Origin of the sequence: Enterocloster lavalensis, assembly GCF_046603895.1 — a bacterium.
GTDB classification, from domain to species: domain Bacteria; phylum Bacillota; class Clostridia; order Lachnospirales; family Lachnospiraceae; genus Enterocloster; species Enterocloster lavalensis.
The window spans coordinates 3716649-3738053 of record NZ_CP176637.1 but is presented as its reverse complement, the minus strand read 5'-3'; the positions used below and the strand labels follow the sequence as shown (position 1 = coordinate 3738053).

Annotated in this window: 30 protein-coding genes and 2 tRNA genes; 5 read left to right on the top strand and 27 right to left on the bottom strand. The window is 52.7% G+C overall.

Annotated features, from left to right (window positions below):
- Window positions 1-72 precede the first annotated feature (72 nt).
- From ACK2JC_RS16770 to ACK2JC_RS16755, 4 genes are all read right to left on the bottom strand, one after another.
- Window positions 73-414, bottom strand: a complete 342-nt coding sequence (locus tag ACK2JC_RS16770) for an arsenate reductase family protein (protein WP_276851966.1) — start codon at window positions 412-414, stop codon at window positions 73-75.
- A 20-nt stretch (window positions 415-434) separates the two neighbouring features.
- The gene (locus tag ACK2JC_RS16765) at window positions 435-1676 is read right to left on the bottom strand and encodes an AI-2E family transporter (RefSeq protein WP_024737722.1); all 1242 of its coding nucleotides are present in this window, start codon (window positions 1674-1676) and stop codon (window positions 435-437) included.
- Between the two features lie 377 nt (window positions 1677-2053).
- Window positions 2054-3433: a dihydropyrimidinase gene (gene hydA / locus ACK2JC_RS16760; protein ID WP_320937175.1), complete on the bottom strand. Its 1380-nt coding sequence runs from the start codon at window positions 3431-3433 to the stop codon at window positions 2054-2056.
- 215 nt (window positions 3434-3648) lie between these two features.
- Entirely contained in the window at window positions 3649-3813 is a 165-nt protein-coding gene (locus ACK2JC_RS16755; protein ID WP_007719099.1) for a hypothetical protein, read from the bottom strand.
- Between the two features lie 62 nt (window positions 3814-3875).
- Here ACK2JC_RS16755 and ACK2JC_RS16750 point away from each other — a divergent pair, with 62 nt between their 5' ends.
- From ACK2JC_RS16750 to ACK2JC_RS16740, 3 genes are all read left to right on the top strand, one after another.
- Window positions 3876-4025: a hypothetical protein gene (locus ACK2JC_RS16750; RefSeq protein ID WP_007719102.1), complete on the top strand. Its 150-nt coding sequence runs from the start codon at window positions 3876-3878 to the stop codon at window positions 4023-4025.
- A gap of 81 nt (window positions 4026-4106) precedes the next feature.
- A tRNA-Pro gene (locus ACK2JC_RS16745) sits at window positions 4107-4180 on the top strand.
- A gap of 62 nt (window positions 4181-4242) precedes the next feature.
- Window positions 4243-4315, top strand: a tRNA-Val gene (locus ACK2JC_RS16740).
- Between the two features lie 155 nt (window positions 4316-4470).
- Here ACK2JC_RS16740 and ACK2JC_RS16735 read toward each other — a convergent pair.
- Entirely contained in the window at window positions 4471-4653 is a 183-nt protein-coding gene (locus tag ACK2JC_RS16735; protein WP_368272210.1) for a hypothetical protein, read from the bottom strand.
- Between the two features lie 110 nt (window positions 4654-4763).
- Here ACK2JC_RS16735 and ACK2JC_RS16730 point away from each other — a divergent pair, with 110 nt between their 5' ends.
- On the top strand, window positions 4764-4988 hold the full coding sequence (locus ACK2JC_RS16730; protein ID WP_368272209.1) for a helix-turn-helix domain-containing protein: 225 nt from the start codon (window positions 4764-4766) through the stop codon (window positions 4986-4988).
- Window positions 4989-5009: 21 nt separating this feature from the next.
- Here the strand turns inward: ACK2JC_RS16730 and ACK2JC_RS16725 are convergent, their stop codons facing one another.
- The 22 genes from ACK2JC_RS16725 to ACK2JC_RS16620 form a co-directional block, all read right to left on the bottom strand.
- Window positions 5010-5768, bottom strand: coding sequence for a M15 family metallopeptidase (locus ACK2JC_RS16725; protein WP_368272208.1), 759 nt, complete (start codon window positions 5766-5768; stop codon window positions 5010-5012).
- A gap of 88 nt (window positions 5769-5856) precedes the next feature.
- The gene (locus tag ACK2JC_RS16720; RefSeq protein WP_368272207.1) at window positions 5857-6114 is read right to left on the bottom strand and encodes a hypothetical protein; all 258 of its coding nucleotides are present in this window, start codon (window positions 6112-6114) and stop codon (window positions 5857-5859) included.
- A gap of 17 nt (window positions 6115-6131) precedes the next feature.
- Window positions 6132-6584: a phage holin family protein gene (locus tag ACK2JC_RS16715; RefSeq protein ID WP_092369887.1), complete on the bottom strand. Its 453-nt coding sequence runs from the start codon at window positions 6582-6584 to the stop codon at window positions 6132-6134.
- A 22-nt stretch (window positions 6585-6606) separates the two neighbouring features.
- Complete coding sequence (locus tag ACK2JC_RS16710) at window positions 6607-7857, bottom strand: glycine-rich domain-containing protein (protein WP_267903033.1); 1251 nt, start codon at window positions 7855-7857, stop codon at window positions 6607-6609.
- A complete protein-coding gene (locus tag ACK2JC_RS16705) occupies window positions 7850-8011 on the bottom strand; it encodes a hypothetical protein (RefSeq protein ID WP_166435117.1) in 162 nt (53 codons plus the stop codon). Before ACK2JC_RS16705 ends, ACK2JC_RS16710 begins: the two co-directional genes overlap by 8 nt.
- Window positions 8001-8354 carry a hypothetical protein gene (locus tag ACK2JC_RS16700; protein WP_320937702.1) on the bottom strand — a complete coding sequence of 118 codons (354 nt, stop codon included), beginning with the start codon at window positions 8352-8354 and terminating at the stop codon, window positions 8001-8003. Before ACK2JC_RS16700 ends, ACK2JC_RS16705 begins: the two co-directional genes overlap by 11 nt.
- Before the next feature lie 13 nt (window positions 8355-8367).
- Window positions 8368-9678 (bottom strand): glycine-rich domain-containing protein, encoded by a 1311-nt coding sequence (locus ACK2JC_RS16695; RefSeq protein WP_320937723.1) that lies wholly within the window; start codon window positions 9676-9678, stop codon window positions 8368-8370.
- Window position 9679: 1 nt separating this feature from the next.
- Window positions 9680-10135: a hypothetical protein gene (locus ACK2JC_RS16690; RefSeq protein WP_368281012.1), complete on the bottom strand. Its 456-nt coding sequence runs from the start codon at window positions 10133-10135 to the stop codon at window positions 9680-9682.
- A complete protein-coding gene (locus ACK2JC_RS16685) occupies window positions 10132-10533 on the bottom strand; it encodes a hypothetical protein (RefSeq protein WP_368272489.1) in 402 nt (133 codons plus the stop codon). Before ACK2JC_RS16685 ends, ACK2JC_RS16690 begins: the two co-directional genes overlap by 4 nt.
- Window positions 10496-12757, bottom strand: coding sequence for a hypothetical protein (locus ACK2JC_RS16680; protein ID WP_368272491.1), 2262 nt, complete (start codon window positions 12755-12757; stop codon window positions 10496-10498). The genes ACK2JC_RS16685 and ACK2JC_RS16680 overlap by 38 nt, the downstream gene beginning before the upstream one ends.
- Window positions 12757-13137 carry a hypothetical protein gene (locus tag ACK2JC_RS16675; protein ID WP_138312873.1) on the bottom strand — a complete coding sequence of 127 codons (381 nt, stop codon included), beginning with the start codon at window positions 13135-13137 and terminating at the stop codon, window positions 12757-12759. The genes ACK2JC_RS16680 and ACK2JC_RS16675 overlap by 1 nt, the downstream gene beginning before the upstream one ends.
- A gap of 13 nt (window positions 13138-13150) precedes the next feature.
- Complete coding sequence (locus ACK2JC_RS16670; protein WP_138312872.1) at window positions 13151-16333, bottom strand: hypothetical protein; 3183 nt, start codon at window positions 16331-16333, stop codon at window positions 13151-13153.
- Between the two features lie 16 nt (window positions 16334-16349).
- Window positions 16350-16700 (bottom strand): Gp15 family bacteriophage protein, encoded by a 351-nt coding sequence (locus ACK2JC_RS16665; protein ID WP_138312967.1) that lies wholly within the window; start codon window positions 16698-16700, stop codon window positions 16350-16352.
- Window positions 16678-16974: a hypothetical protein gene (locus tag ACK2JC_RS16660; protein ID WP_138312871.1), complete on the bottom strand. Its 297-nt coding sequence runs from the start codon at window positions 16972-16974 to the stop codon at window positions 16678-16680. Before ACK2JC_RS16660 ends, ACK2JC_RS16665 begins: the two co-directional genes overlap by 23 nt.
- Window positions 16975-17011: 37 nt before the next feature.
- Window positions 17012-17458 carry a phage tail tube protein gene (locus ACK2JC_RS16655; RefSeq protein WP_368272494.1) on the bottom strand — a complete coding sequence of 149 codons (447 nt, stop codon included), beginning with the start codon at window positions 17456-17458 and terminating at the stop codon, window positions 17012-17014.
- Between the two features lie 14 nt (window positions 17459-17472).
- Complete coding sequence (locus ACK2JC_RS16650) at window positions 17473-17880, bottom strand: minor capsid protein (protein WP_138312869.1); 408 nt, start codon at window positions 17878-17880, stop codon at window positions 17473-17475.
- Window positions 17880-18260 carry a hypothetical protein gene (locus tag ACK2JC_RS16645; RefSeq protein ID WP_138312868.1) on the bottom strand — a complete coding sequence of 127 codons (381 nt, stop codon included), beginning with the start codon at window positions 18258-18260 and terminating at the stop codon, window positions 17880-17882. Before ACK2JC_RS16645 ends, ACK2JC_RS16650 begins: the two co-directional genes overlap by 1 nt.
- Window positions 18260-18598, bottom strand: coding sequence for a hypothetical protein (locus tag ACK2JC_RS16640; RefSeq protein ID WP_138312867.1), 339 nt, complete (start codon window positions 18596-18598; stop codon window positions 18260-18262). The genes ACK2JC_RS16645 and ACK2JC_RS16640 overlap by 1 nt, the downstream gene beginning before the upstream one ends.
- A 4-nt stretch (window positions 18599-18602) precedes the next feature.
- Window positions 18603-18941: a hypothetical protein gene (locus tag ACK2JC_RS16635; RefSeq protein ID WP_368274920.1), complete on the bottom strand. Its 339-nt coding sequence runs from the start codon at window positions 18939-18941 to the stop codon at window positions 18603-18605.
- 49 nt (window positions 18942-18990) lie between these two features.
- Window positions 18991-19248, bottom strand: a complete 258-nt coding sequence (locus ACK2JC_RS16630) for a hypothetical protein (protein WP_368272471.1) — start codon at window positions 19246-19248, stop codon at window positions 18991-18993.
- 13 nt (window positions 19249-19261) lie between these two features.
- Entirely contained in the window at window positions 19262-20155 is an 894-nt protein-coding gene (locus ACK2JC_RS16625; protein ID WP_368272469.1) for a capsid protein, read from the bottom strand.
- 22 nt (window positions 20156-20177) lie between these two features.
- The gene (locus tag ACK2JC_RS16620; protein WP_368272468.1) at window positions 20178-20822 is read right to left on the bottom strand and encodes a hypothetical protein; all 645 of its coding nucleotides are present in this window, start codon (window positions 20820-20822) and stop codon (window positions 20178-20180) included.
- 173 nt (window positions 20823-20995) lie between these two features.
- Here ACK2JC_RS16620 and ACK2JC_RS16615 point away from each other — a divergent pair, with 173 nt between their 5' ends.
- On the top strand, window positions 20996-21355 hold the full coding sequence (locus tag ACK2JC_RS16615; protein ID WP_368272466.1) for a hypothetical protein: 360 nt from the start codon (window positions 20996-20998) through the stop codon (window positions 21353-21355).
- Window positions 21356-21405 lie beyond the last annotated feature (50 nt).

Sequence of the window (21405 nt, the reverse complement as noted above, 5' to 3'; positions counted from 1 at the left end):
CCCCCGTCCGGCCTGTTCATGGAAAACGCCCGGCTGACAACCAGCCGGGCGCTCAAAATTTTATGTTATTTTTTAGCTCCATCCCTTCCAAATCTCCGGACAGTACCCGGCGGTGGCGCATTTCCCATTCCGAACCACAGGAGTGCGGATCAGTTGCTGGTTCTCAAAGAGCTTTTCCTCCCGGTCCTCCTCAGCCAGATACCGAAGCAGCGCCAGAGTGTCCTTATCCTTCGCATGTTCGTCCAACAAGGCGCCGTAGCCGCCAACGGCCTGGCATACGCTTCGGAACTCCCCGCGGCTCATCTCTTTTTCCTTCAGATCAATGTACTGGAATTTCACGCCTCGCTCCTTAAAATAGCGCTGGGCCTTTTTTGTGTCAAAGCATTTCCCTCTGCCGAAAATCTGTATGTTCAACGTCTCACCTTCCCTGTCCGTTATTCCTTGCGCTCAATGTACTCGTTGCCCGCCTCGTCGATATAATCCAGATCCCGGTAATCGTCCGTGCTCTGGGACAACGCCTTTTTCTCCAGGCAGCGGTTCACGTACTCCGAGGTCAGATGATAGAACACCGCAAAGGTGGGAACCGCGATCACCATACCCACAAATCCCAGCAGGCCGCCGAAGAGCAGGATGGAAAACAGCACCCAGAAACTGGGAAGTCCTGTGGACTCGCCCAGGATTTTGGGGCCCAGAATATTTCCGTCAAACTGCTGCAGCACCAGCACGAACAGCAGAAAATACAGGCATTTCATAGGGCTCACCAGCAGAATCAAAAAGGCGCTGGGGATGGCTCCGATGAAGGGACCAAAAAACGGGATCACATTGGTCACGCCGATGATCACGCTGACTAACAGCACGTAGGGCATCCGCAGCAGGCGCATGCAGAAAAAGCAGATCACACCGATGATTAAGGAGTCCAGCAGCTTCCCGGTGATAAATCCGCCGAACACGCTGTGGGTGAAGCGGACCTCCTCGATGATGCGGTTGGCCTGCTTCAGGGGGAACAGGCTGTATACGATCTTTTTAGACTGGGCGGACAGCGTATCCTTGATATTCAGGAAATACACCATCACAATGAGGCCGATCAGGCTGTTCTTCAGCACCGTGACCACGCCCAGCAGCCCGGTGGAGAGAATGTTGATCACCATGGACATATTGGGCACCAGGGTGTCGTACAGCCAGGTTTCCAGTTTGTCCGTAACCTGTTCGTAAACCGGAACCACCATCTGCTCCAGAGCCTCGTTGTCCGCGAGCTGTTTCTGCAGCCAAATGGACAGGTTGTTGATGTTTTCGCTGAAGCTCTCCTGCAAACCCAGGATGCTGGTGTAAATCTGGGGCAGCAGCATCCAGCACAATCCCACCACAATGGCGATCAGCAGAAGCAGGCTCACCAGCGTCCCCAGTCCCCTGGCCGCGCTCTGGACCATCTTCTCATTTTTGACTTTAACGCTCAGATTCTCCGTCACATAGCGTCTGGTTTTGTTGTAAACCGGCAGCATGAGGTAAGCCAGCACCGCGCCGTAGATGATGGGCATAAGTACGTCCACCAGCTTTCCCGCCGCCGCTGCCACCATCTGGAACTTCAGCAGAAAAAATACGAATGCCACTGAGCAGGCGATCACAGCCAACAGCGTCACGCCCCAATATATATAACCTTTAAATCTGGGATTCTTCATAATTCAAACTCCTATCACTTATCTTTTGCCCGTCTATTAAACATTCTACACTATAATACTTATTTTAGCCAGCAGAATCATGTTTCAACGGGAAGGCGGCGTTTTTATCAGACTCCATGGGCAGATGGGTGGAAAATGATCGCGGCGCCCGGCACAATTTCTACCTGCGAAAGTAATCGCCCGCAAGCTATGCGCGCGGCCCATTGCATCCAAACAGTCGCCCGCAGGCTATGCCCGCGGCCCATTGCATCCAAACAAAAAGCGCAGCGTCCCACAAGTTTACATAACTCGCAATACGCTGCGCAATTTACACATACCATTTTTCGACTACTTTTGAATTCCGTCCCTCTTTACCGCCGGTATCTAACGAAGCGCATTCACTCCGCCCCATAACATTTCCGGTGAATAAAGCGCCCTGCGCCTCTCTCGCCGGTAAACGCCCCGTTCTCGGCCACAACCCGTCCCCGCTGCATGACCAGATCGATCTTGCCTTTGACCGCCATACCCTCGTAGGCCGTGTAATCCACCGCGCTGTGCATTTTGTCGTGGGTGATCGTCCACTCCGCAGCGGGATCGAGAATCACCAGATCCCCGTCCGCACCCGGCTGCAAAATCCCCTTCTGCGGGTACAGGCCGTAAATCCGGGCCGGATTGGCGCAGACCGTCTCCACAAAGCGGTTCACGGAAATGCGGTTCTTCAGCACGCCCTCGGAGAACAGCAGCGGCACCCGTTCCTCCACGCCGGGCGCGCCGTTGGGGCACTTGGTGAAATCGTCCTTCCCCAGCTGCTTCTCCTTGTGGTAGTTGAAGGGACAGTGATCCGTGCCAACCACCTGGATATCGCCGCAGGCCAATCCCTCCCAGAGGGCTTCGCAGTCCCGGGCAGTGCGCAACGGCGGGGACATCACATATTTGAGGCCGTCCGCTTCCAGATACTTCTCCTCCGTCAATGTCAGATACTGGGGACAGGTCTCCACAAAAATGTTCTTCTGGCCCTTTCGTCTGGCGTCCCGCACCGCCTCCAGGCTCTCCTTGCAGGATAAATGCACGATGTACACCGGCGCATCCCCGGCCAGCCGGGCCAGACTCAGCACCCGGGCCACCGCCTCGGACTCCGCCAGGTTGGGACGGCTCTTGGCGTGGTAAATGGGACCGGTGCGCCCCGTCTCCACACAGGTCCTGCGGCAGTATTCCACAATGTCATGGTTCTCGCAGTGGAAGGCCGTAACCCCGCCCAGCTCCTTCATGCGCTTTAAAATCTGAAATGCCTCGGCGTCGTTCAGCCGGAAATCATAGGTCAGGTACACCTTGATGCTGGGAACCCCGTCCTCTGCCATGGCCTCCAGCTCATCCAGTATGCTGCGGTTCACATGCTGGGCCACGCCGTGAAAGCCGTAGTCGATCACCGCTTTACCGTCCGCCAGGCGGTGGTATTCGGCCAGCTGGTGGTGCAGGCCGCAGCCCGCCGGGCCGAAGGCCATGTGGTCCACAATGGACGTAGTGCCTCCGCAGGCCGCCGCCACGGTGCCGTCGTAAAAATCATCCACCGCCCGGGAGCTGCCCGCCTGCAAATCCATGTGGGTATGTACGTCCACCGCGCCGGGGATCACATACTTTCCCGCCGCGTCGATCACCCGGGCTTCTTCGTCCGCCAGATCCCGCCCGATACAGCGGATCTGCTCCCCGTCAATGAGGATGTCCGCCTCATAGGTCTCCGCCGGAGACACCACCATGCCATTTTTGATTATCGTTTTCATCGTCTATACACTCTCCTTTTCCGGTCATTACCCGCAAACAAATTCCTCCTATCATTATACTCTATCTGTCAGCGCATTTCCACCGCTTAAATCGGCGTTCTATTCTGCCTTGAACATAAGTTATGCACATAATGTCAGACACTAACAAATTATCCACAGGCTTTTCCACATTATTGTGGATAACTTCCGGACTTATACCCAAGAGAGGAGAAGCATCACTGCTCCCCCTCCCCGTAAACGTCCACATCCGCTTCATGCCGTGTGGTATTCGGCCCCAGAAATTCACCGTTGTTCCAATATGGGTTGAATGTTTCCACATTTTTGGCCTGGCGCTCCAGCGCTTCTGTGGATTTCTGTTCTCCCTGTTTCTTCTCTTCCATCTCCGTCACCTCCGGGAATAGTATTGTCCGCAAACTGGCATACTATTCCCGGAGGTGATTGTATGGCATCTTATGTATCCCCGAAAATCCGGGACAAATTCGAGTCGTTGTCCATTGACTTGAAAAACGACATTCTGGAGCGGAACGTACAGCTCTACACACTTCAGGACCTGATCCGCGTCCTGGAGCAGATCGTGGAGGAGGGCAGTTGACCACTGCCTTCTTTTTCATTTTTCACTTGCATTTTTCCAGTTAAAGTGATATGATAATTACCGTTCGCCACAGAACAATATCGAGGCGTGGCTCAGTTTGGTAGAGCGCTGCGTTCGGGACGCAGAGGCCGCAAGTTCGAATCTTGTCGCCTCGATTCTGTATTTAAGATAAATTTGTGTTGCCTATCGATTAACTGTTATGCTATAATGTTCGCATGGAGATATAGCTCAGCTGGGAGAGCGTCTGCTTGACGTGTAGAAGGTCGCAGGTTCGAGCCCTGTTGTCTCCACGAAATAAAAAACCGCGTATTTACGAGAAACAACGTATTTACGCGGTTTTTACGTTATAAAGAGTCAGTAGCATTATCACGATATTGATATGAAAATACCCCCAAAATGAACCTTATATCACACGAAATATCACACAAAATCAGGCGGGCTGCCATCACTGGTGCCCGCCATTTTCATGTTCTTTTATCAGTTTTCTCCACAACCGCTCAAACCCTTCCGGATCCGGCTGAGGACCGCCCTCGGCCTCAATTTCCAGCACAACCTCATCAAAATCTCTTTTCAACATTTCATCAGTATAACCCTCTGGCAATTTAAACAGCTCTTCTTCCCTCACCATGCTCCTCCTCAGATTTCCATTATCTAATATCTATTATATATATTCCCATATTTTTGGCAATACTCTTTTTTAATTCGCCCTTGTACACTTTAATAAAGTGAGGTATTGCCATGATTGTTTTTGATCCGTTTTGGGAGACATTAAAAAAGAAGAATATTAGCCAGTATGACTTAATAGAACACTATAAAATGAGTAGAGGCATGCTCGATAATATAAAGCATAATAGAAGTATAACCTTAAATACGTTGAATGAACTTTGCAATATGCTTGATTGTGATATTTCCGATATTATCAAATATGCTAAAGACTGTAATTCCAATAGCGACGGTGAATAATCCCGCCGCTATTATTATGCCCTAAATCTGATCGGTCAGATCAACCTCCCAAATCTCCTGGGCCCCGTTGTCCCGGGTGTGCCAGCAGGCGCCCTCCAGGGGCCCGCCCAACGTGTTGTCCAGGAAGTACCAGTCGCCGGTGCCGTCGTCCGGGTCGCACACATTGCCGTCCCAGCGATGCCAACCGGTCATCATATAGCCGTCGCGGTTGAACAGGTACCAATGATGATTGATCACGCACCACTGGTTCGCGGGATAGCTGCCGTCCGGCCGCCGGTACCAATAGCCGATCCCGGTGCGGACCCAGCCCGCGGTCGGCGCCCAGGTCCGCATGAACGCCTCCGGGGTGCCGTAGGTCTGGATCAGCTGTGTGGGCGTACTGCCCCAGTCCGGCAGGTACAGATGGGGCTTGTCCACAATACTAGACCAATCTCCGCCCCAGGCCAGCCCCAGGGACTTGGCAATGGCCGCGGCCCGTCCGAAGAGGCCGGTGCTGTCGTTGTAGCTGTCGTCGCTGGTCTTGCCGTCGCCGTCCACGTCCATAAGCAAAAAGAAGTCGAAAGCAATCCCCCACTGGTGCTGGGAACGGTAGGATGTTCCCCTGGCATTGGTCACGATCTGACCGGGCTTGGTGCGGCCCTGAGCATAGAGTGCTTCCTGCTCTTCTACGGTTCGTAAGGTCTCCGCGATTCCCACGATAATTCCCTGTGCTGCGCAGGCCTGGATCCATTTGGCGGCCAGCTGCTGCAGGCGGGGATGGCATAACGTAATGTCTCTCATGATATGTATTCCTCCAATCTAATAAGGCCCCGGGATCCCCCAGGGCCAAAAAGTTGTGACGTTACAACCGTTGCGATATCGCAATCGCCTATTTCATGCCAGGTCCATGATCCGGATCCTGGTCGCTGTTGTGGTGCGGCCGGGGCTTCACCGGCGGCATGGCCGGCTTGTCCGCACTGCCATCATTGGGGTTCGGATCGTGGGTGCGGGAGTCCTCCTGGCCGGTTTCCGGTCCGTAGGGAACAGTGTGTCCGCAGTATGTAGCCGGGCCCTTTCCGCCGGGATGGCCGTTGATGTGGTCGTTGAGCTCCTCGGGTGTCATGTTGTTGGTGTTGATTTCGGGCATAATTTTACCTTCCTTTCCTAATTCGTCTTTTCAGTTTCTGCATTTATAAGTTTCTGTGTTACGGCCAGGCCCTTGATGAGGAACTCCGGCACATTGTAACCACACTCCACCAGATTCTCCAAAACACTGCGGATCTCGTTCACCAGCAGACACGCCAGCGTAAACCACCCAAACAGCAATAGAAAATCCAGATTGATTCCCAGGATATCATGTCCCAGGCTGATAAACATTTTCGGCATCAAAAAAGCTATCAGAATGATGATCCAGTAGCCCATCTTTTTCAGTATGCCTTTCAACCCCGTCTTGCTCGATTCCTTCCCCAACTTTCTGGCCTTATACCAGCCCGTGAGCCAGTCCAAGGCATTGGAGAGCAGGTAGCCTGCAAAAATATACCAATAGGGTCCCAGGATTGCCACCAGGACCGTCACAATGGCACCGTACGCCGCGTTGCATTTGTCTAAAAATTTCATTTCTTTTTACCTCGCCTTTTCTTTAATATAATTTCAACAGTACAATTCCGGATCCCCCAATCCCTTCCGCTGTACTGTAGTATCCGGCCCCACCGGCCCCACCTCCAGTATTGGTTGTGCCATTTCTTTGATAGGTAGCTCCGGATATTCCACTTCCGCCAGTTCCGCCTCCTCCGGCTCCCCCGGCTCCTCCGGCATAGTAACGCAATTCACTGCCTCCACCTCCTCCTCCAGCATACAATGTCCCAGTTGAGATTCCCCATGCTCTGGTCGTCGTTCCCTGCCCTTTTGCGGTATAATTAGTATTCAGCGGGTACCCGTCGCCTCCGTCACTTCCTCCTGGATATCCCTCCAGATGATCCGCCTTGTCAGTATATGGGCCAAATTGCCCGCCCCCGGAACCACCAGCATTGCCGGTATCGTATGAATTTTTACCATATGATCCGCCGTCGGCCGAGCACAAAACAGCACCACTCATTGTAACACTTGTAGCTCCGCCATTTGCGTTATTGACTCCGCCGGCACCTATGGTCATATTAAGCACTTGCCCTGAGGACACGGCGATAGATTTTACTGTTTTGGTGTACCCGCCAGATCCCCCATAACTGCCCCCATGATTATATGTATTTACGGCCCCACCGCCGCCGCCAACTGCGAACAAATCGGCCTTGGTATATCCTGCCGGAATCGTATAAGATCCTGATGCGGTGAAGGTCTTATTGAGCACTGCTGAGGTAGTCACGGTCGCATTGATCACCGCGCCGGTCATTTCCCCGGCACTGCATGTCACATACGGGTAGATACTCAGATAATACTTCGTACTTAATGCTGGAAGGTCCAGGTAAGCTTGTGACTGCCCTTCCGATACTGTATTATTCCCGGCCCCCTTATAGATCTGGGTTCCGCCGGTCTTACCAGGATTTCCGCTCGTGCTATAGCGGATATACACCCCGCTATAAGGTTTTCCGCTCGCCGTCTTGGGATTCTGCCATTTTACCAATACGCGCCGCCCGGAATACGGCGCGCAGCTAAAAGACAGTAGACTATTGACCGTCATTGTCCCCGTTTGTTTGTCTTTGGGGTCCGTTGCATAAAATGTTTCCCCAGCCAGTACATGTGCCGCCTGGGCGTTCCCGGTCAGCTCTAATGTTCCAGGGAGCGGATCATCCTGGCCCTGTAAGTATGCTGTTTTTCCTTTGATTAAATCGCTCTGGGTTGCGGTAACATCTTCAAGAGATATGCCCCCCCCCCCCACTATTATCATTTTACCCATCAACACATCCTCCCTTTAATTCTGCCAGCACTTCCGCCTGCTCCTTTTCGGTCAGTTTGACGTAGTCCTTCACTGCTTCTGCCGGATCCTCCCCGTTCTGTTTGCGGATCCGCAGCGCCCGGATGATGATGTTCCTCTGGATCTTACTCAGCATACACTTCTCCTCCAATCATTTCCGCCATTGCTAACGTGAGTTCGTTGCTCTCTGCTTTCAGCTGCGCGTTTTCCGCCTGCAGCGCGTTGATCTTATCCTGCTCCGTCGGGATGTACTCGGCTTCCGTCTCTGTCCCGTCCTCGGCCACAGTCCAAAATCTGCCATCATGGAACCGGTCTATTCCACCCGGACGGACCGCATAGCGGTATTCTGCCGCAAATGCCTGGTCGCCATATACCGCCCGGGTGATCCGATTCGCGTCCTCATAATTCTCGAACATTGCAATGTTCTGTACGGCTCCATTGCCGTCTACCTGTATGTATGCATAGCTTATTTCTGCCATTGTCAAAACCTCCTTAATATAATTTCATTAACACAATCCCAGAGCCACCTGGTTGACCACCTTTTGTACTCCCACCCCCACCTCCACCAGTGTTAGTGCTACCTGCTGTTGCAGACTTCTGTTTATCCGTATATGTATTGATCAACCCACCATTTCCTCCTCCCCCGGCCCCTCCCATACCTTGTGAGTTATTTCCGTATCCTCCGCTGGACGAATCTCCTGCTCCGCCTCCGCCTGAATATAATGTTCCTGTCTTACTACCATAGGCTCTTGTTGTACGCCCCTGGCCGCGACATCCCTGATATGATTGCCAGTTGTAAGATACTTGCCCGTTGCCTCCGTCTGATCCACCATTTCCACCTTTATAGGCTGGCATATCTGCGCCGGAACCGGAGTTTTGATTGGTTTCACCGCCGCCAGAACCCCCGTTACAATATGCTCCACTCCGCATATCTGCAGAACCACCGGTCTTCGATCCACCCCCTCGGCCGCCAGCTGCTGACACTATTCCTGATATAGAGGACGATCCCCCATCTGTTCCGAATGAATCTGTGCGATTGTATGCAGCTCCTGCACCTCCTGATCCAACAATGATCGTTAATGTTGTGCCGCCAACCACAGAATATCCCAGTGTTGTAGAGGTATAGCCTCCACCTCCTCCGCTACTTTGAGAATAAGAAGAGCATCCTCCTCCGCCTCCACCTACCGCAAACAGATCCATTTTTGTATATCCCGCAGGGATTGTATAACTGCCGGAGGCTGTAAACGTTTTGTTGAGCTCACCCGATGTCTTACAGGTTACATTTCTTACCACACCATTAATTTCCCCCTCCCCTATTGTTACATAGGGGTAACAGCTAAAATAATAGGTTGTGTTAAGGGACGGCATGTCAAGGTACGCCTGCGACCAGGCTCCGGCCGCCGTGTTATTCCCGGCCCCCTTGTAAATCTGTGTCCCGCCGGTTGTCCCAGGATATCCGCTGGTGGAATACCGGATGATCACGCCGCTGAATGGTTTCCCTGCCGCCTGATTCGGGTTCTGCCATTTCGCTAATACGCGGCGTCCTGAATAGGCGGCAACGCTAAAAGACAGCAGGCTGTTGACCGTCATGGTGCCAGTCAGTTTGGTCTTATAGTTATTAGTGTAGAACGTCTCCCCGGCCAGCACATGACCTGCCTGGGCGTTTCCTGTAAGCGCCATAGTACCCACTCCGGCCTCGTCATTGCTATCGGCTGCCACGGCCTTAAGGCCTTTTGGAATATCAGCCAGCCGGGCCGTGCACTCGTCCGATCCGGTCCCGCCGGCGCCGCCGTTGATAATCATCTTACTCACTCGCGCTCACCCCTTTCAACAACACGGGGAAATCTGCCGTTGGCTTCTTGGCCCCGCAGTAGAACGTCGCATATCCGTCCTCAGTATCCCCATCCGTAATCATCCCCGTGAATTTCTGCCGCAGCTTCAACTCTTCCGCAGCCAGATCCTTCGGTGTGTACGGGTGTAGCTCCGGGTTGTCGGTCGCCAGGATCCCGGGCACCGCCACCCGCTGGGTATACGGGGCCGCAGCGGACCAGCCGGCCGCCGGCAGGGTGACCACGATGGTTCGCTGCATTTTATTGATCTCTACATTTATTGCATTGATGTCGTTCTGGCCAAACTTATCTCCTTTTTGGGTGTATGTTGTTGCGTCCGTGATTGTACTGGTCCCATCCTCGTTCGGTGTTATCCGGTACCGGCGGGACCCTTCATATATATCGTCCTTGTAATCTGTTTTCAAGCTCATTCAAATGCACCTCCGTTGAGCGTAAAGGACAGGCGCCGTATTCCCTTGGACCTGCCCAGAATATTCCGATAGATTTTCAGGCAAGCCGATTCAATACGATTCAATTCCTGCCAGCCCACAAAGGGTTGATTATCATGAAATGTCTGCCGATCCCCAACCGCAAACGGAAACGTACCGGCACAGATATGGTCCACATTGGCTTCAAACCGGTTGATCTCGTCGGCATAGAAGCTGTAGTCCTGGTAGGTTTTATCTGCGCCCATATCCTCAAATTCAAAATCCGGCCACAACGTCAGGGCCTGGGCCCGGATCTCATTCAGATTCCCCTTGATCCGGTTGTAATCCTGTACGTTAAAATAGTCACCGGCCTGCCAGTCTGTTTTTGGCTGCTGCCACATTGCCCATATCCCTCCTTGCCTTAATGGTCCCGGAAAAAGCTCCGTTGAATTTCAGCGTGTGCTCATATACCCGCAGCAGAAGGTCCGGCACATACTTATTTTCCAGAAATGCTATATCATTGACGTCCAGCCGCGGCTCCCCGCGGTATTGCAGATCATACTCCCGGTCTGCCCGCATGTAATCCCCGATCCAGTCCGCCAGATTCACCGCATGGACTACATCGGACACCAGTGGATTTTCCCATGTCTCCAGCTGGCCCGTCGGGTTAAGCTGCCGACTCACCTTAGCCTGCGTCACCACGTATTCCTTGCCCGATATCGCCACCTCAACTTCTCCTATAATGCCTGTAAGCTCAACTGTGGCGCTGTATGCACTACACTCAATAATTGTTACACCCTGTCCATCCTGAACCGCTGTGATGGCTGCTGTAAGCCCATAAGATGGATTGCTGAAATAGAATGTATACCGATTATCTGCCGCCGTGACACTGATCGTCTCCTTGGCCAGCTCTTTTTCCACCTCAGCACTCAGGCCATACAGCGTCCGGATCACCTGCAGCTCTCGAACCTTGGCCAGCTGCGTACCCTTGGGCGTCTTAGTCAGCTCCACGCCGTACTCCAGCACATAGTCCGTGCTATCCCCAAAGGTGATATTGTTGAGCACAACACGATTGTGTGGAACACCTTTCACGAACTCCAACACCAGCTGGTCAAATTCCGGAAATTCGTGGCTCACCACCGTCACCTCGGACAGGCCTGATACCTCATAGTCCTCCATCAGCTGGCCGTTATAATAAGCATGGAACACCATAGCTTCGGGATGGTTTCGGCCAAATTCCAGGGTAAGGCCGAAACACTTAAAGGCCGCTTCCAGGGTGATGGATAATGTGGGATTGACTGTAAAGCTGCCGCTCTCATCTGCCACCGCCTCGGAAATATAGCCGGTATTAAGGTACTCACTCCCAGCCTGATCCCGCGGGAGAAAATACTGTGTTGGCTGCACATCAGTGTAATCTGTTGCTGCCATTGCATAGGCCCTTTTCGTGGTCTTGTCCAGTACATTGCCGGCGTGGCTGAAATAAGTCTCGTTATCAGATGCCGGCGTCATGTCGGGAATAAAGCTCGATTTCAAAAAGATGTTCCCAGCCCGATCCTGATACAGGATACAGCGGCCGGCATTGGCGATAAGCTGCAATGCTTCCTTATGGGACACCGCAGGCATGGGGTTCGATACCTTCACATCTCGCAGGTAAGGATCAATCCAATATTCCCGGTAATCCACATCTGCGTCCGTCAAGACATCCACAGCCAGATCATACAGGCTGATTCCCTCCGCCCGGTACTGGCCCCGGTAATAGATGTTATCCATTCCGTCGAAACGGTCCGTCGCGGAAAAATCCATCTCCTCATCGTCGGCGCTCCACTCTTTCAAGTACAGTGTGGCACCCGGCAGCCACTCGACGCTGCCATCATCCATGGCCTGGCCATACAGCACTTCAATGGCCTGGCCAATCTCCAGAAAATTCACCGTGGATTCTTCATTTTCGATGTCAAATGCACGGTCTTTGTTGTTGACGGTAAGACTGAAGTCAATGGTCGGTAGCTCCTCCATAATCGGGCTGATATGTTCCTTCTTAGTGGCGCTCTTGATCTTCCGATTATCGAAATAGATGCCGATCCCCATGGTAATCATGTGGATCCTGAACCGGCTTTGACCGTTGACCATGGATAACGGCACAAACCGTAGGAACGTTGCACCGTCAAATATCTCCTCCGTCACGAAATGCCCGTCAGCGTTCCCGGTGATCTCTACTGTATTGTGATCCGATTCAATCCTGAAATTTACCGGATATGCCTTCCCAAACTCAATGGTCAAGCCTTTGATGTCATATTGCACCGGGAAACGGATCTCAATGGGGCCCAGCAGCTGCTCCGTCACAATCCCCTGGTTGAGCACCACCGCCTCCTGGTCCCGCGGCAAGAAATACATGCTGCCGTCAACTGTGGTGTAGTCCTGATCACAAGTACAATACAGCTCTGTTACCTGGTAATTATCCATGGGCCGGGTCAGATGGGAATAGTATGTATAATTCTCTGGTTCTGGTATATATGCTGTAGACTGAGCCTGCTGGTTGATCAGACCGATTGTCACCCGCACATAAGACAGCGGGTTACGCCATTTCCGGCGCATTAACTCCTTATATTCATTGCTTGCAGCCTGCATTATTCCATCTCCCCGCAATCAATCAGATTGACCTTGCATTCCTTGTACATGGTCGGCAGCCCATCAGGTCCAGTCTCCCAGATCTTTGCCGTCCGGTTTCCCGGGTACATCCTCTCTGTTTTCCAGGCATTATTTTTCATGTCTGGAAACTTCACCGTCACCACGAACTCCTCAAATTCTTTCAGGATCGCGCTCCAGGTTGCCGCGTCCAAAAATGACCACTGGAGGCCATCGATCTTATCCTGATCACGGCCCACCCGTTGGCCCGTAAATTCTCCCTTGGCGTTTTTGCCGGAGCTCACATTGGTTGCTATGGTAAGGCCGGGGCCCCGGTCGTACGCCGGGTACTCCCTGCCATTGATATAGATACAGCCAGGCACTGGCCTCACCTCCTTATGTCGTTCTCAGCGCGTAACCGGTCCGCTTATCCAGATCTGACAGCTTCTTTTTAACCTCGCGCAGATCGATGCTGACGGTCAGATCCAGGTTCTCGATCAGCTCCACAATCTTGCGCAGCAGCTCCACCATGGTCTCCAGGTATGCCTCGCTCATACCGGTGTTTCCGGATATGGATAGCGCCCGGTTGACCATCCCCTGCAGCCGATCTTCTGTCGGATCATACGCCGGAGTATTGCTTCCAACCATGGCCAGGTTCGGAGCCGCAGCGCTTACCATGCTGCCTATGCCAGTCACCAGCGGAGCCAGGCAGGACCGCATACCGCTCTGCACTGCCCGCGCTATGCCCTCGGTGATCTGCATGTTATTGGCAACCGCGGCGCGGCCGCCCCAGCTGCCCACCATCTCCGGTATGCCGTCCTCGCGGGCCACAAACATCTGGCCGGAGCGTGGGAAGCCGCCGGAGGCGTGACCCCTTACGTCACCGTCATCATCGTCGCTCTCATCCACTTCATCTTCCGCATCTTCTTTTGCCCCTCTCCACAGGCTCGTCGCAGCATTTACAATTCCATCCCATACGCTTCCTATCGCGTCCGCAACGCCGCGCAGCCAGCCCATAAGATCGTCCCAAACTGATTTCAGGCCATCCCATAGTTTGTTCATGATGTTTCTGCCGACTTCCAGCATTTCGTCCAGCTTAAAAACGTCCTTGATTTTCTGCCAGATTTCACCGAACCAGTCTTTAATGGCGTTCCACTTATCTTCGATGGTCTTTTTTACACTGTCCCAGATATCAGCCAGTGTATCGCGGATACTTTCGAAAATATCGGTGGCCTTGGACTTGATTGCCCCCCATAAATCTGACGAAAAGGACTTAATTCCGTTCCAGATATGTTCCCAAGCTGTGCGGATTGTAGAAAGGAATCCCGAAATAATGGACTTGATTGTATTCGTTATTGTAGATACAATACCCCTAATTGCTTCCCAAATTCCACTAAAAAAAGTCTTGATTCCGTCCCAAGCACGTTCCCAATCACCAGTGAACACGCCAACAATAAAATCGATCAAACCACCTAATGCATTAAGAATATTCTGTAGAACACCACTTACACCAGACCAGAAAATGAAAAACGCATTAACTGCGCCCTGCACAAATTCAGCAATCGTAGGGGCCGCAATTTCCATGAACCAAAGTACAAATGGCTGAAGTAGTTCTGTCCACAATGTCGTGATCGCGTCCGTAACTTTTCCCGTAAATTCTAGGAACTTGTCAATAAGCGGACTCAGGTATTGTTCCTTAAATTGCATGAACTGGTTTGATAGGTTTGTCAGTACCGGCAGGAAATAGGTATTGTACAGCTCTAAGAATTTAGTGGCAATTTCTGTGTAGCCGTCCTTGAATGCTGTCAGCATAGGGGCCACATGCGCATTATATGTGGTGCCGATCTTTGAGAAGGTTTCACTGACCAGATCCTTAATAGTTGACAAAATCGGCTCCACTGCCCCAAATGTATCTTCCAACGTTGTTCGGATCAGATCCGCATTGCCGATAAATGGCCCTGTAATTACGTCCAGCAGATCAACGCCAAACGTATACGCCAGCTCAGTGATCCCCATAAATGCCTCGGAAAATATTCCAATCAGATCCGCGGTAATCTGCTTGGCACTATCACTCCGAAGCGCTTCAAACACGGTTGCCAGTGCGCCGGCAAACTCTCCCGTAATTTCTGCTGTTCGGGAGCCCAACTTAAACATCGAAACAATATATCCTCGAATCCGTTCGCTGTTCTGCTGCAGGTACTTATTCAGTCCTCCCATCAAATTTGACGCTATGGAGGCGCCAATAGAAACCGCCGCCCCGGTCACACGGGCAAAACTGTAGATCAGGTCATTCACATAACTATAAGCCGCCGCCAGGACATCCGGGGAGGTAAATATGCCTTTCAAGCTCTCGCCAACGCCTTGGATTGACGCCTGGATATCATCAAATACGGACGTGTCCCCCAAGCCCTCAAAGAACCCCTGCTTAAAGAGCTCAGCAAACCCTCTGACCTTGGCCAAAATACTGTCAAAAACTGTATTGGTCTCTGCTGCCTCTTCCGGCAACGTCCCCATGTCAAACTGATCCGCAGTATATCCGCTGCCGGCACCCCCAGCGCCTCCCCCGCCAGATCCTGAATCTGTATCTGAATCGATGATATTTAGCTCATCTATGCCGGTGGTAACGCTCTTCATATCCTTGGCTGCCTTTTTAGCTGCCCCGCCTGCGCCGCCCATGGCTGCCCCCGCCTGATCTGCGGACCCGGCCACGGCCTCCATGCCGGCCACCGCGGCTGTGGCCCCGCCACTGGATCCTTTCTTTCCAGTAATCATTTCCGTGAAGGACTTGAACGCATTGGCCAGGCTCATCAGCTTGCCAATGATGGTATTGATCACTTTGATGACCGGCGTCAGGACATTAATCAGGCCCTGGCCGATGGTGGCTTTCAGTGAATCGAATTGCAATTTGAGGACGCGCACCTGGTTAGCCCATCCGTCACTGGTGCGAATAAAATCCCCGGAAGCCAAGGATAGCTGATCGGTAACAAATTTATACCGCAGAGCTACCTTTTCCGCTTCGCTCATGGCCCGGGTGGTTTTCCCATAGCCATTCGCCAGTGCATATTGGTCAAGAGCCGCCTGCGTCATGACCACGCCCAGATCCTTCAGCGATTCCGTCTCGCCCGTGAATACGGATTTCAGCTTGGTGTATGCCTCGTCCTGGCTGATATTGTAGAAAGACGCCACATCACCCGATAATCCCGTCAATGCGGTGGACATCTCATAGGCCGCCTGCTCCGGGAAGCCGAATGCCTTGGCCATTGCGCCAAATGTACCGGTGAATTTCTTGGCCATGGTCTCAGACAGGCCGAACGAGGCCGCCGCGTCCTTCGCAAACCTGTCCACCTGTCTGGACAGCTGCGGGAACGTCACGTCAACAACGTTCTGGACCTCCGCCAGATCAGACCCCAGCTCGATACAGGCCGCTCCAAAATCCCAAATTTTTTTTACAGCAAAGGCCGCAGCCAGAGCCGCCCCCGCTTTCTTTGCCAGGCCCTGAATGCCTGACATCTGCTTCTGAAATTGATTTTGATTGACGGTCAGATCCAGGCCAATCTGGCCGACGCTGTCAGCTGCCATATAGAATCACCTGCCTTTACGTTGCAAGAGCGGCCATCATCTTCTCCAGATAGGCCATCTGTTGTTCATAGGTCTGCGGGGTCATGGCGGCGGCCTTCCTGCTGCGCCATTCATTGTAGATTCGTTTCTGATCCCTGCTGAAATGCTTAATTACGTTTTTATCGGTCTCGGACCGGATGGCCACCACCCGGCCCAGCACCGTGTCCGGGGATATCCCGGCCAGCAGTGACCGGAACTCATCCCAGGAAACAGACTCAAACTCAGCGGTCCGGATTCTTAACCCGTACTGTGACAGGAAACTGGCCACAATCAAGTCCCAGTCCCCAAAAAGGTCATAGTACGGGTCACTGCTCTCCCCGGCCGTCACTCTCCCCAACTACCAGGCCGACTGCCTCCTGGACCACGGTCATCCAGTCCTTAACGCTCAACTTCATCTTCTCAATTTCCTTCCGTGACTTGTCCGGGAAGATCAGTTCATATGCCTGGTTAATCTGCGCAATCTCCACGCCATCGCTGCCGAAAAAGTTCATCACCTTCAGCATAGTAGGGGCGTCGGCATTGATCTCCAGTTCCTTGCCCTTAATAACCAGCACCGGGTTTCCATCAAACGTCAGCTTGTCCGTAATATCATATTTTTTCATCTTCTACTCCTTTTTCCTGTTGCGATATCGCAACAACTCAGCCGACCGGGGCCGGATTTGGGGCTGGCGTAAACGTCGGCTTCCCTTTGCATTTCACTTCAAACTCCAGGGCATCCACCGCCGTGCTGTCTCCACCGGCCGGCGTGGTCACGTTGATGATGGCCGTAAACTCCACCTTCGCGCCAGAGGGCATCTCCCACGCAAACGGCGCCACCACATCATTGCCACTCTTCCAGGCCAGACCCGCAATAAAGTCGTTCCCGGGATCTCCATAGGTCCGCTTACCCTGGAACGAAAAGCCCAGCTTCTTGCTGGTCATCATTGCGTCGCCCCAGCCTCCGGCCTCCATGGGGTTCCATTCCTCCACTCCCCCCTCGATGGACGGTGCAAAGTTCGTCAGATTGGCAATGATCGTATCCGCGGTTGTAGATCCGTCAATACCAACTTTAAATTTGTTGTCGTATACCGGGTATACTTTCGGCATATCAGGCATTATCGTCACCTCTTCCTTTCATACAAAAAATCCAACCAGATCACGTACTCATACACCCCATCATCATCCGTCCCGACGCCCTGGGGTTCAGGAACCATCAGGCGCAGGTAATTGATGTGGGTTTCTCCAATTGTGAGACTGGTCACACCTCTCAGTTTCTCAAATAATTCATAGGCTGCCGCCTCGCTCTCGGGCTGGCTACGGGTCCAATGGACCAACAGGGAAACCGGTCTTACTCCATATGTTGTGCAGTCCAGGCCCCCCAAGGCCATATGCGGCTCCCCGGTGGCTCCCCGGCCATACACACCAATGGACTTAGGTTTCTTGCTGTCCAGCTTGCCAATATACACGTTCCTGTCCGCGGCCAGGCCCAGGTTAGCAATATACTGGCGGATATCCTTTAAGAGTAACATCACACACCTCCATATTTCTTGTACAGTCGCTTAAAGGCATCGCGCGCAAAGTTCTCGCTGATTCCGCCAGGAAGCCATGGTTCATACCACTCTCCGCCGGCAAATGGGTTTTCATCTGTCTGATAGTCATATTCCGGATGATAATACAGTCTGCGGGCGTATGGTGTGCTGGATACCAGCGTCACCTTTCCCCTGCTTGATTCGCTGTAATCTACAAATGTACTCTCGTTCTGAAGGTTGCCTGTTTCGAACGGCATCACCTGCGCCTGCACTACTTCTGTATGCAGCGCTTCCGCAGTCAGCTCCAGTGCAGTCACCGCCGCCTGGGACAACTGCCTGATCCGTGGCATATTCAGCTTCACAGTGGACTTAACCTTCATCAGATCACCTCCAGCGTGCAGAAATTGACAGTTCCATCCGGGTTCCGGTTCTTGCTGCCCTGCTCGATCCGGCGCTCCGCCCCAAACACTGTCACCCACCCGCCGCTCAGCGTGGGCAGATCCGGTGCAATATCACCAGAGAACATGGCCGTACCGGTGATCTGTACCAGCTTCTTCTCAGCCGTCAGGATTGTCTTGGCCCGGTCCTGGAAATTGCACATCAGATCCAGCTCCAGGACCAGCTCCGGCTCTCCAAGGTTCGTCAGGCCTTCAGACTCCAGATGGACGTGGATCGGCACCTTGCACAGCCGTTTCGGTACCAGACATGGATATTTCATAGGTTCACCTCGCTAACCGGCAGCACAGGCCCGTCTGAGACAGCAGCGCGTATGTATCGCGTTTCATAGCCACGCCCTTGTCCGTGTAGACATTCCAGCTGCTGCCAAACTGTACCGACGCCCCATTCAGGCTGTAGCCGGACAGGATTGTGTTAATCTCGTCGGCGTTCTCATGCTCAAAATCTGCCTGTTGGCAGACCACCTCCCGGATCACATCCTGCTGGAAAGCCGCCAAATCAGAAAATCCCCGGCCCACAATCCTGTTGTAGGTCAGGGAATCAATATGACGGCTGGCCTGCCGCAGGGCCGCCGCCTGTTCACTCTCTGGGATTATGCTACCCAAATAGGCATTCCGGTAATACTCCGGCGTTGCATAGGGCTCATAGGGCATATTACTCACCAGCCTTTTTCCGTCCCGCTTTCTTTTCCGGTCCTGACGCCGATATTTCCGCCTCCAGCTCTGCAATCCTTGAATGCAATTTCTTATTCTCCTCCATCAGCGACACATAATCGCCATAAGGCACAGTTTTCCCGCGGCCATAGGCAACTATTTTCCCATCTTCGTCCAGAATATCAAAGCCCATGTCCTGATACCCCTTCTGACTGGCCTCATTGATGGTATACTCCTTGTTTCCTTTCACTGCTTTCATCTTCTGTCCCTCCTTATGCGCCCGCTGCCTCTACGTTCATGGCGCAGCCTTCCACCTTCTTCTCCAGCAGGAACAGATCACCATAGTTCCGGTTCTGGTACAGGTAGCCGTCTGCCGTCCGGCTGTCGGTGCCCGGTGTGAACAGCTTAATGTAGCTGTACTTGTCGCGGCACACCACGCAAGACGTGTGAATCAGGATCCAGTTGATCTGCTTCGCGTCAGCTGCCGCCACGCAGCCTTCGGTGAAATCGTACTTTGTTTTCATACGAGCAGCCGGCACCATCTTGATCGTCACGTCATCCAGGCTGTGCACCTTGCGGTTAATGGCGGAAGGAGAAGTGACAGTCATGACGCGTTGCAGGCCCTCCGCCTCCTTCACGATCTTATTCATCGTAGGGGTTACATAGAGAATGCGGCCCTCTTCAGGTACTCCAGACTCATCCATGTGCGCCATCTCTTCATCAAATGCCTCCAAGAAGTTGGCTACCGTAATCACTGTCGTATTAATCCGTCCAGAATAGGCCGCCAGCTCTGTATGCAGCTTCGAAAACCGATAAGAATCTTTTTCCGGGATTGCCTGCTCCGTCTCAAAAGTGTTCTGGATGTTCGCCACGGACAAGGTCAGGTTGGTCTCGTCGATATCCATGGGATCAATCCAGAACTCCACGTCCCTGTCGTGCTCCAGCTTCTTAGCCTCCCAGTCATTGCTCAGGGTACCAGAATTAAATCCAGGGGTGCGGGTATGATCTTTATACCCGGTCACTGCCATCCGCGGGAGCTTGATCGTCTGCGCGTTGATAAATTTCACCTGCTGGTTGCTCTGTGCCAGAGCGTCAGAGCACAACTCCTTTGCATACTTCTGCTGTAAGAGCTGTGTAAATGTTTCTGCATAATCATATACTGCCATGTGTTAATTCCTCTCTTTCTGATTAGAGTCCGAACGCTTTTTTCAGGGCGTCATCTGTTGTTGCTTGCTGCTGATTTCCACCCGCAGCCCCCACCTGAATAAACCCGGTCGTTCCGGCCGGCTGCGGTTTAAGCGCCGGCACATCCTCCAGGACCTTTTTCAGGGCGTTGTTTACAGCCTCGTCGCTGATCTTGCCATCCTGCCCCATTACCTGGCTCAGATCAGCGATTTTGAGGACGTAGGGAATGGTCTTGGCGTCAATTCCAAGGGTCACGGCTGCCAATGTTGCGGCCGCCTGCAGCTGGGCCTGCTGGGCTGCTGCCTGAGCTTGGGCCGCCTGCTGCTGTAAGGCCCCGATATCAGGCTGATTCTTGGCCTTCTCGGCCTTAAACGTCGCCATTGCCTGCTCTGCCTCCTCCTGGCTGAGTCCCTGCTGCTTAAAGTAGGCTTTCAAAGCCACGTCCTCTTTGGCTGACAACGTCCCCTCCAACATCTGCTGGATCTTGGCATAGTCAATCTGGGGAGCTGCTGCCTGCTGGCTCTGAGTCTGCTGGCTCTGGGCCTGCTGCCCTGCGGGTGCTCCTCCTCCCCCCGCGCCACCATTTGGTGCAGGATCCGCAAACAGCTGCAAATTCATTGGGAAATTACTGTTTCTGTTAAATTTCATCTTCTTTTACCTCCATCCATTTTAAGGGTGTCACCCTGTTTTACATGATCCATTTTCATCGGTGTCACCGGCCGCGCAGAGTTTTAAGCCGTGCTCGTGTTTGGGCATAAAAATAACATGCCGGAACCATTCCAACATGTTATAATAAAAATATCAAATTACGGGGGTGCGCTATGTTTATTTCAAAACGTTCAAGAAAACTTTTAAAAGCTGCTGTATCATCGAAACCTGGCGCCCAGGATCTGTACTCCGGCCCTGATCTTGCCAAAGCCCGCAAAATATGCAGCGAGGGAGAAGCTCTGCTCATCCTCCAGACGCTTAAAGAGCAGGGGCTGATCTCCATCCCATATGCCAGCCGCCCCGATCTTTTCTCTCTTACAGAAATGGGCCTCGCATACGAGGAGTTCTGCTTTCACATGTCAGTGGATTTCTTTAAACGTTCCGTTCTTTGCCCCATCGTTGTAACTATCCTCACAGAGGCAGTAATACATGGAGGACCAATACTGTTAAAATTGATGCTACAGTTGGTATGATAAATTCATAATATTCATTTCTCATATCCGCGCTCCTTCCTGTTGCGATA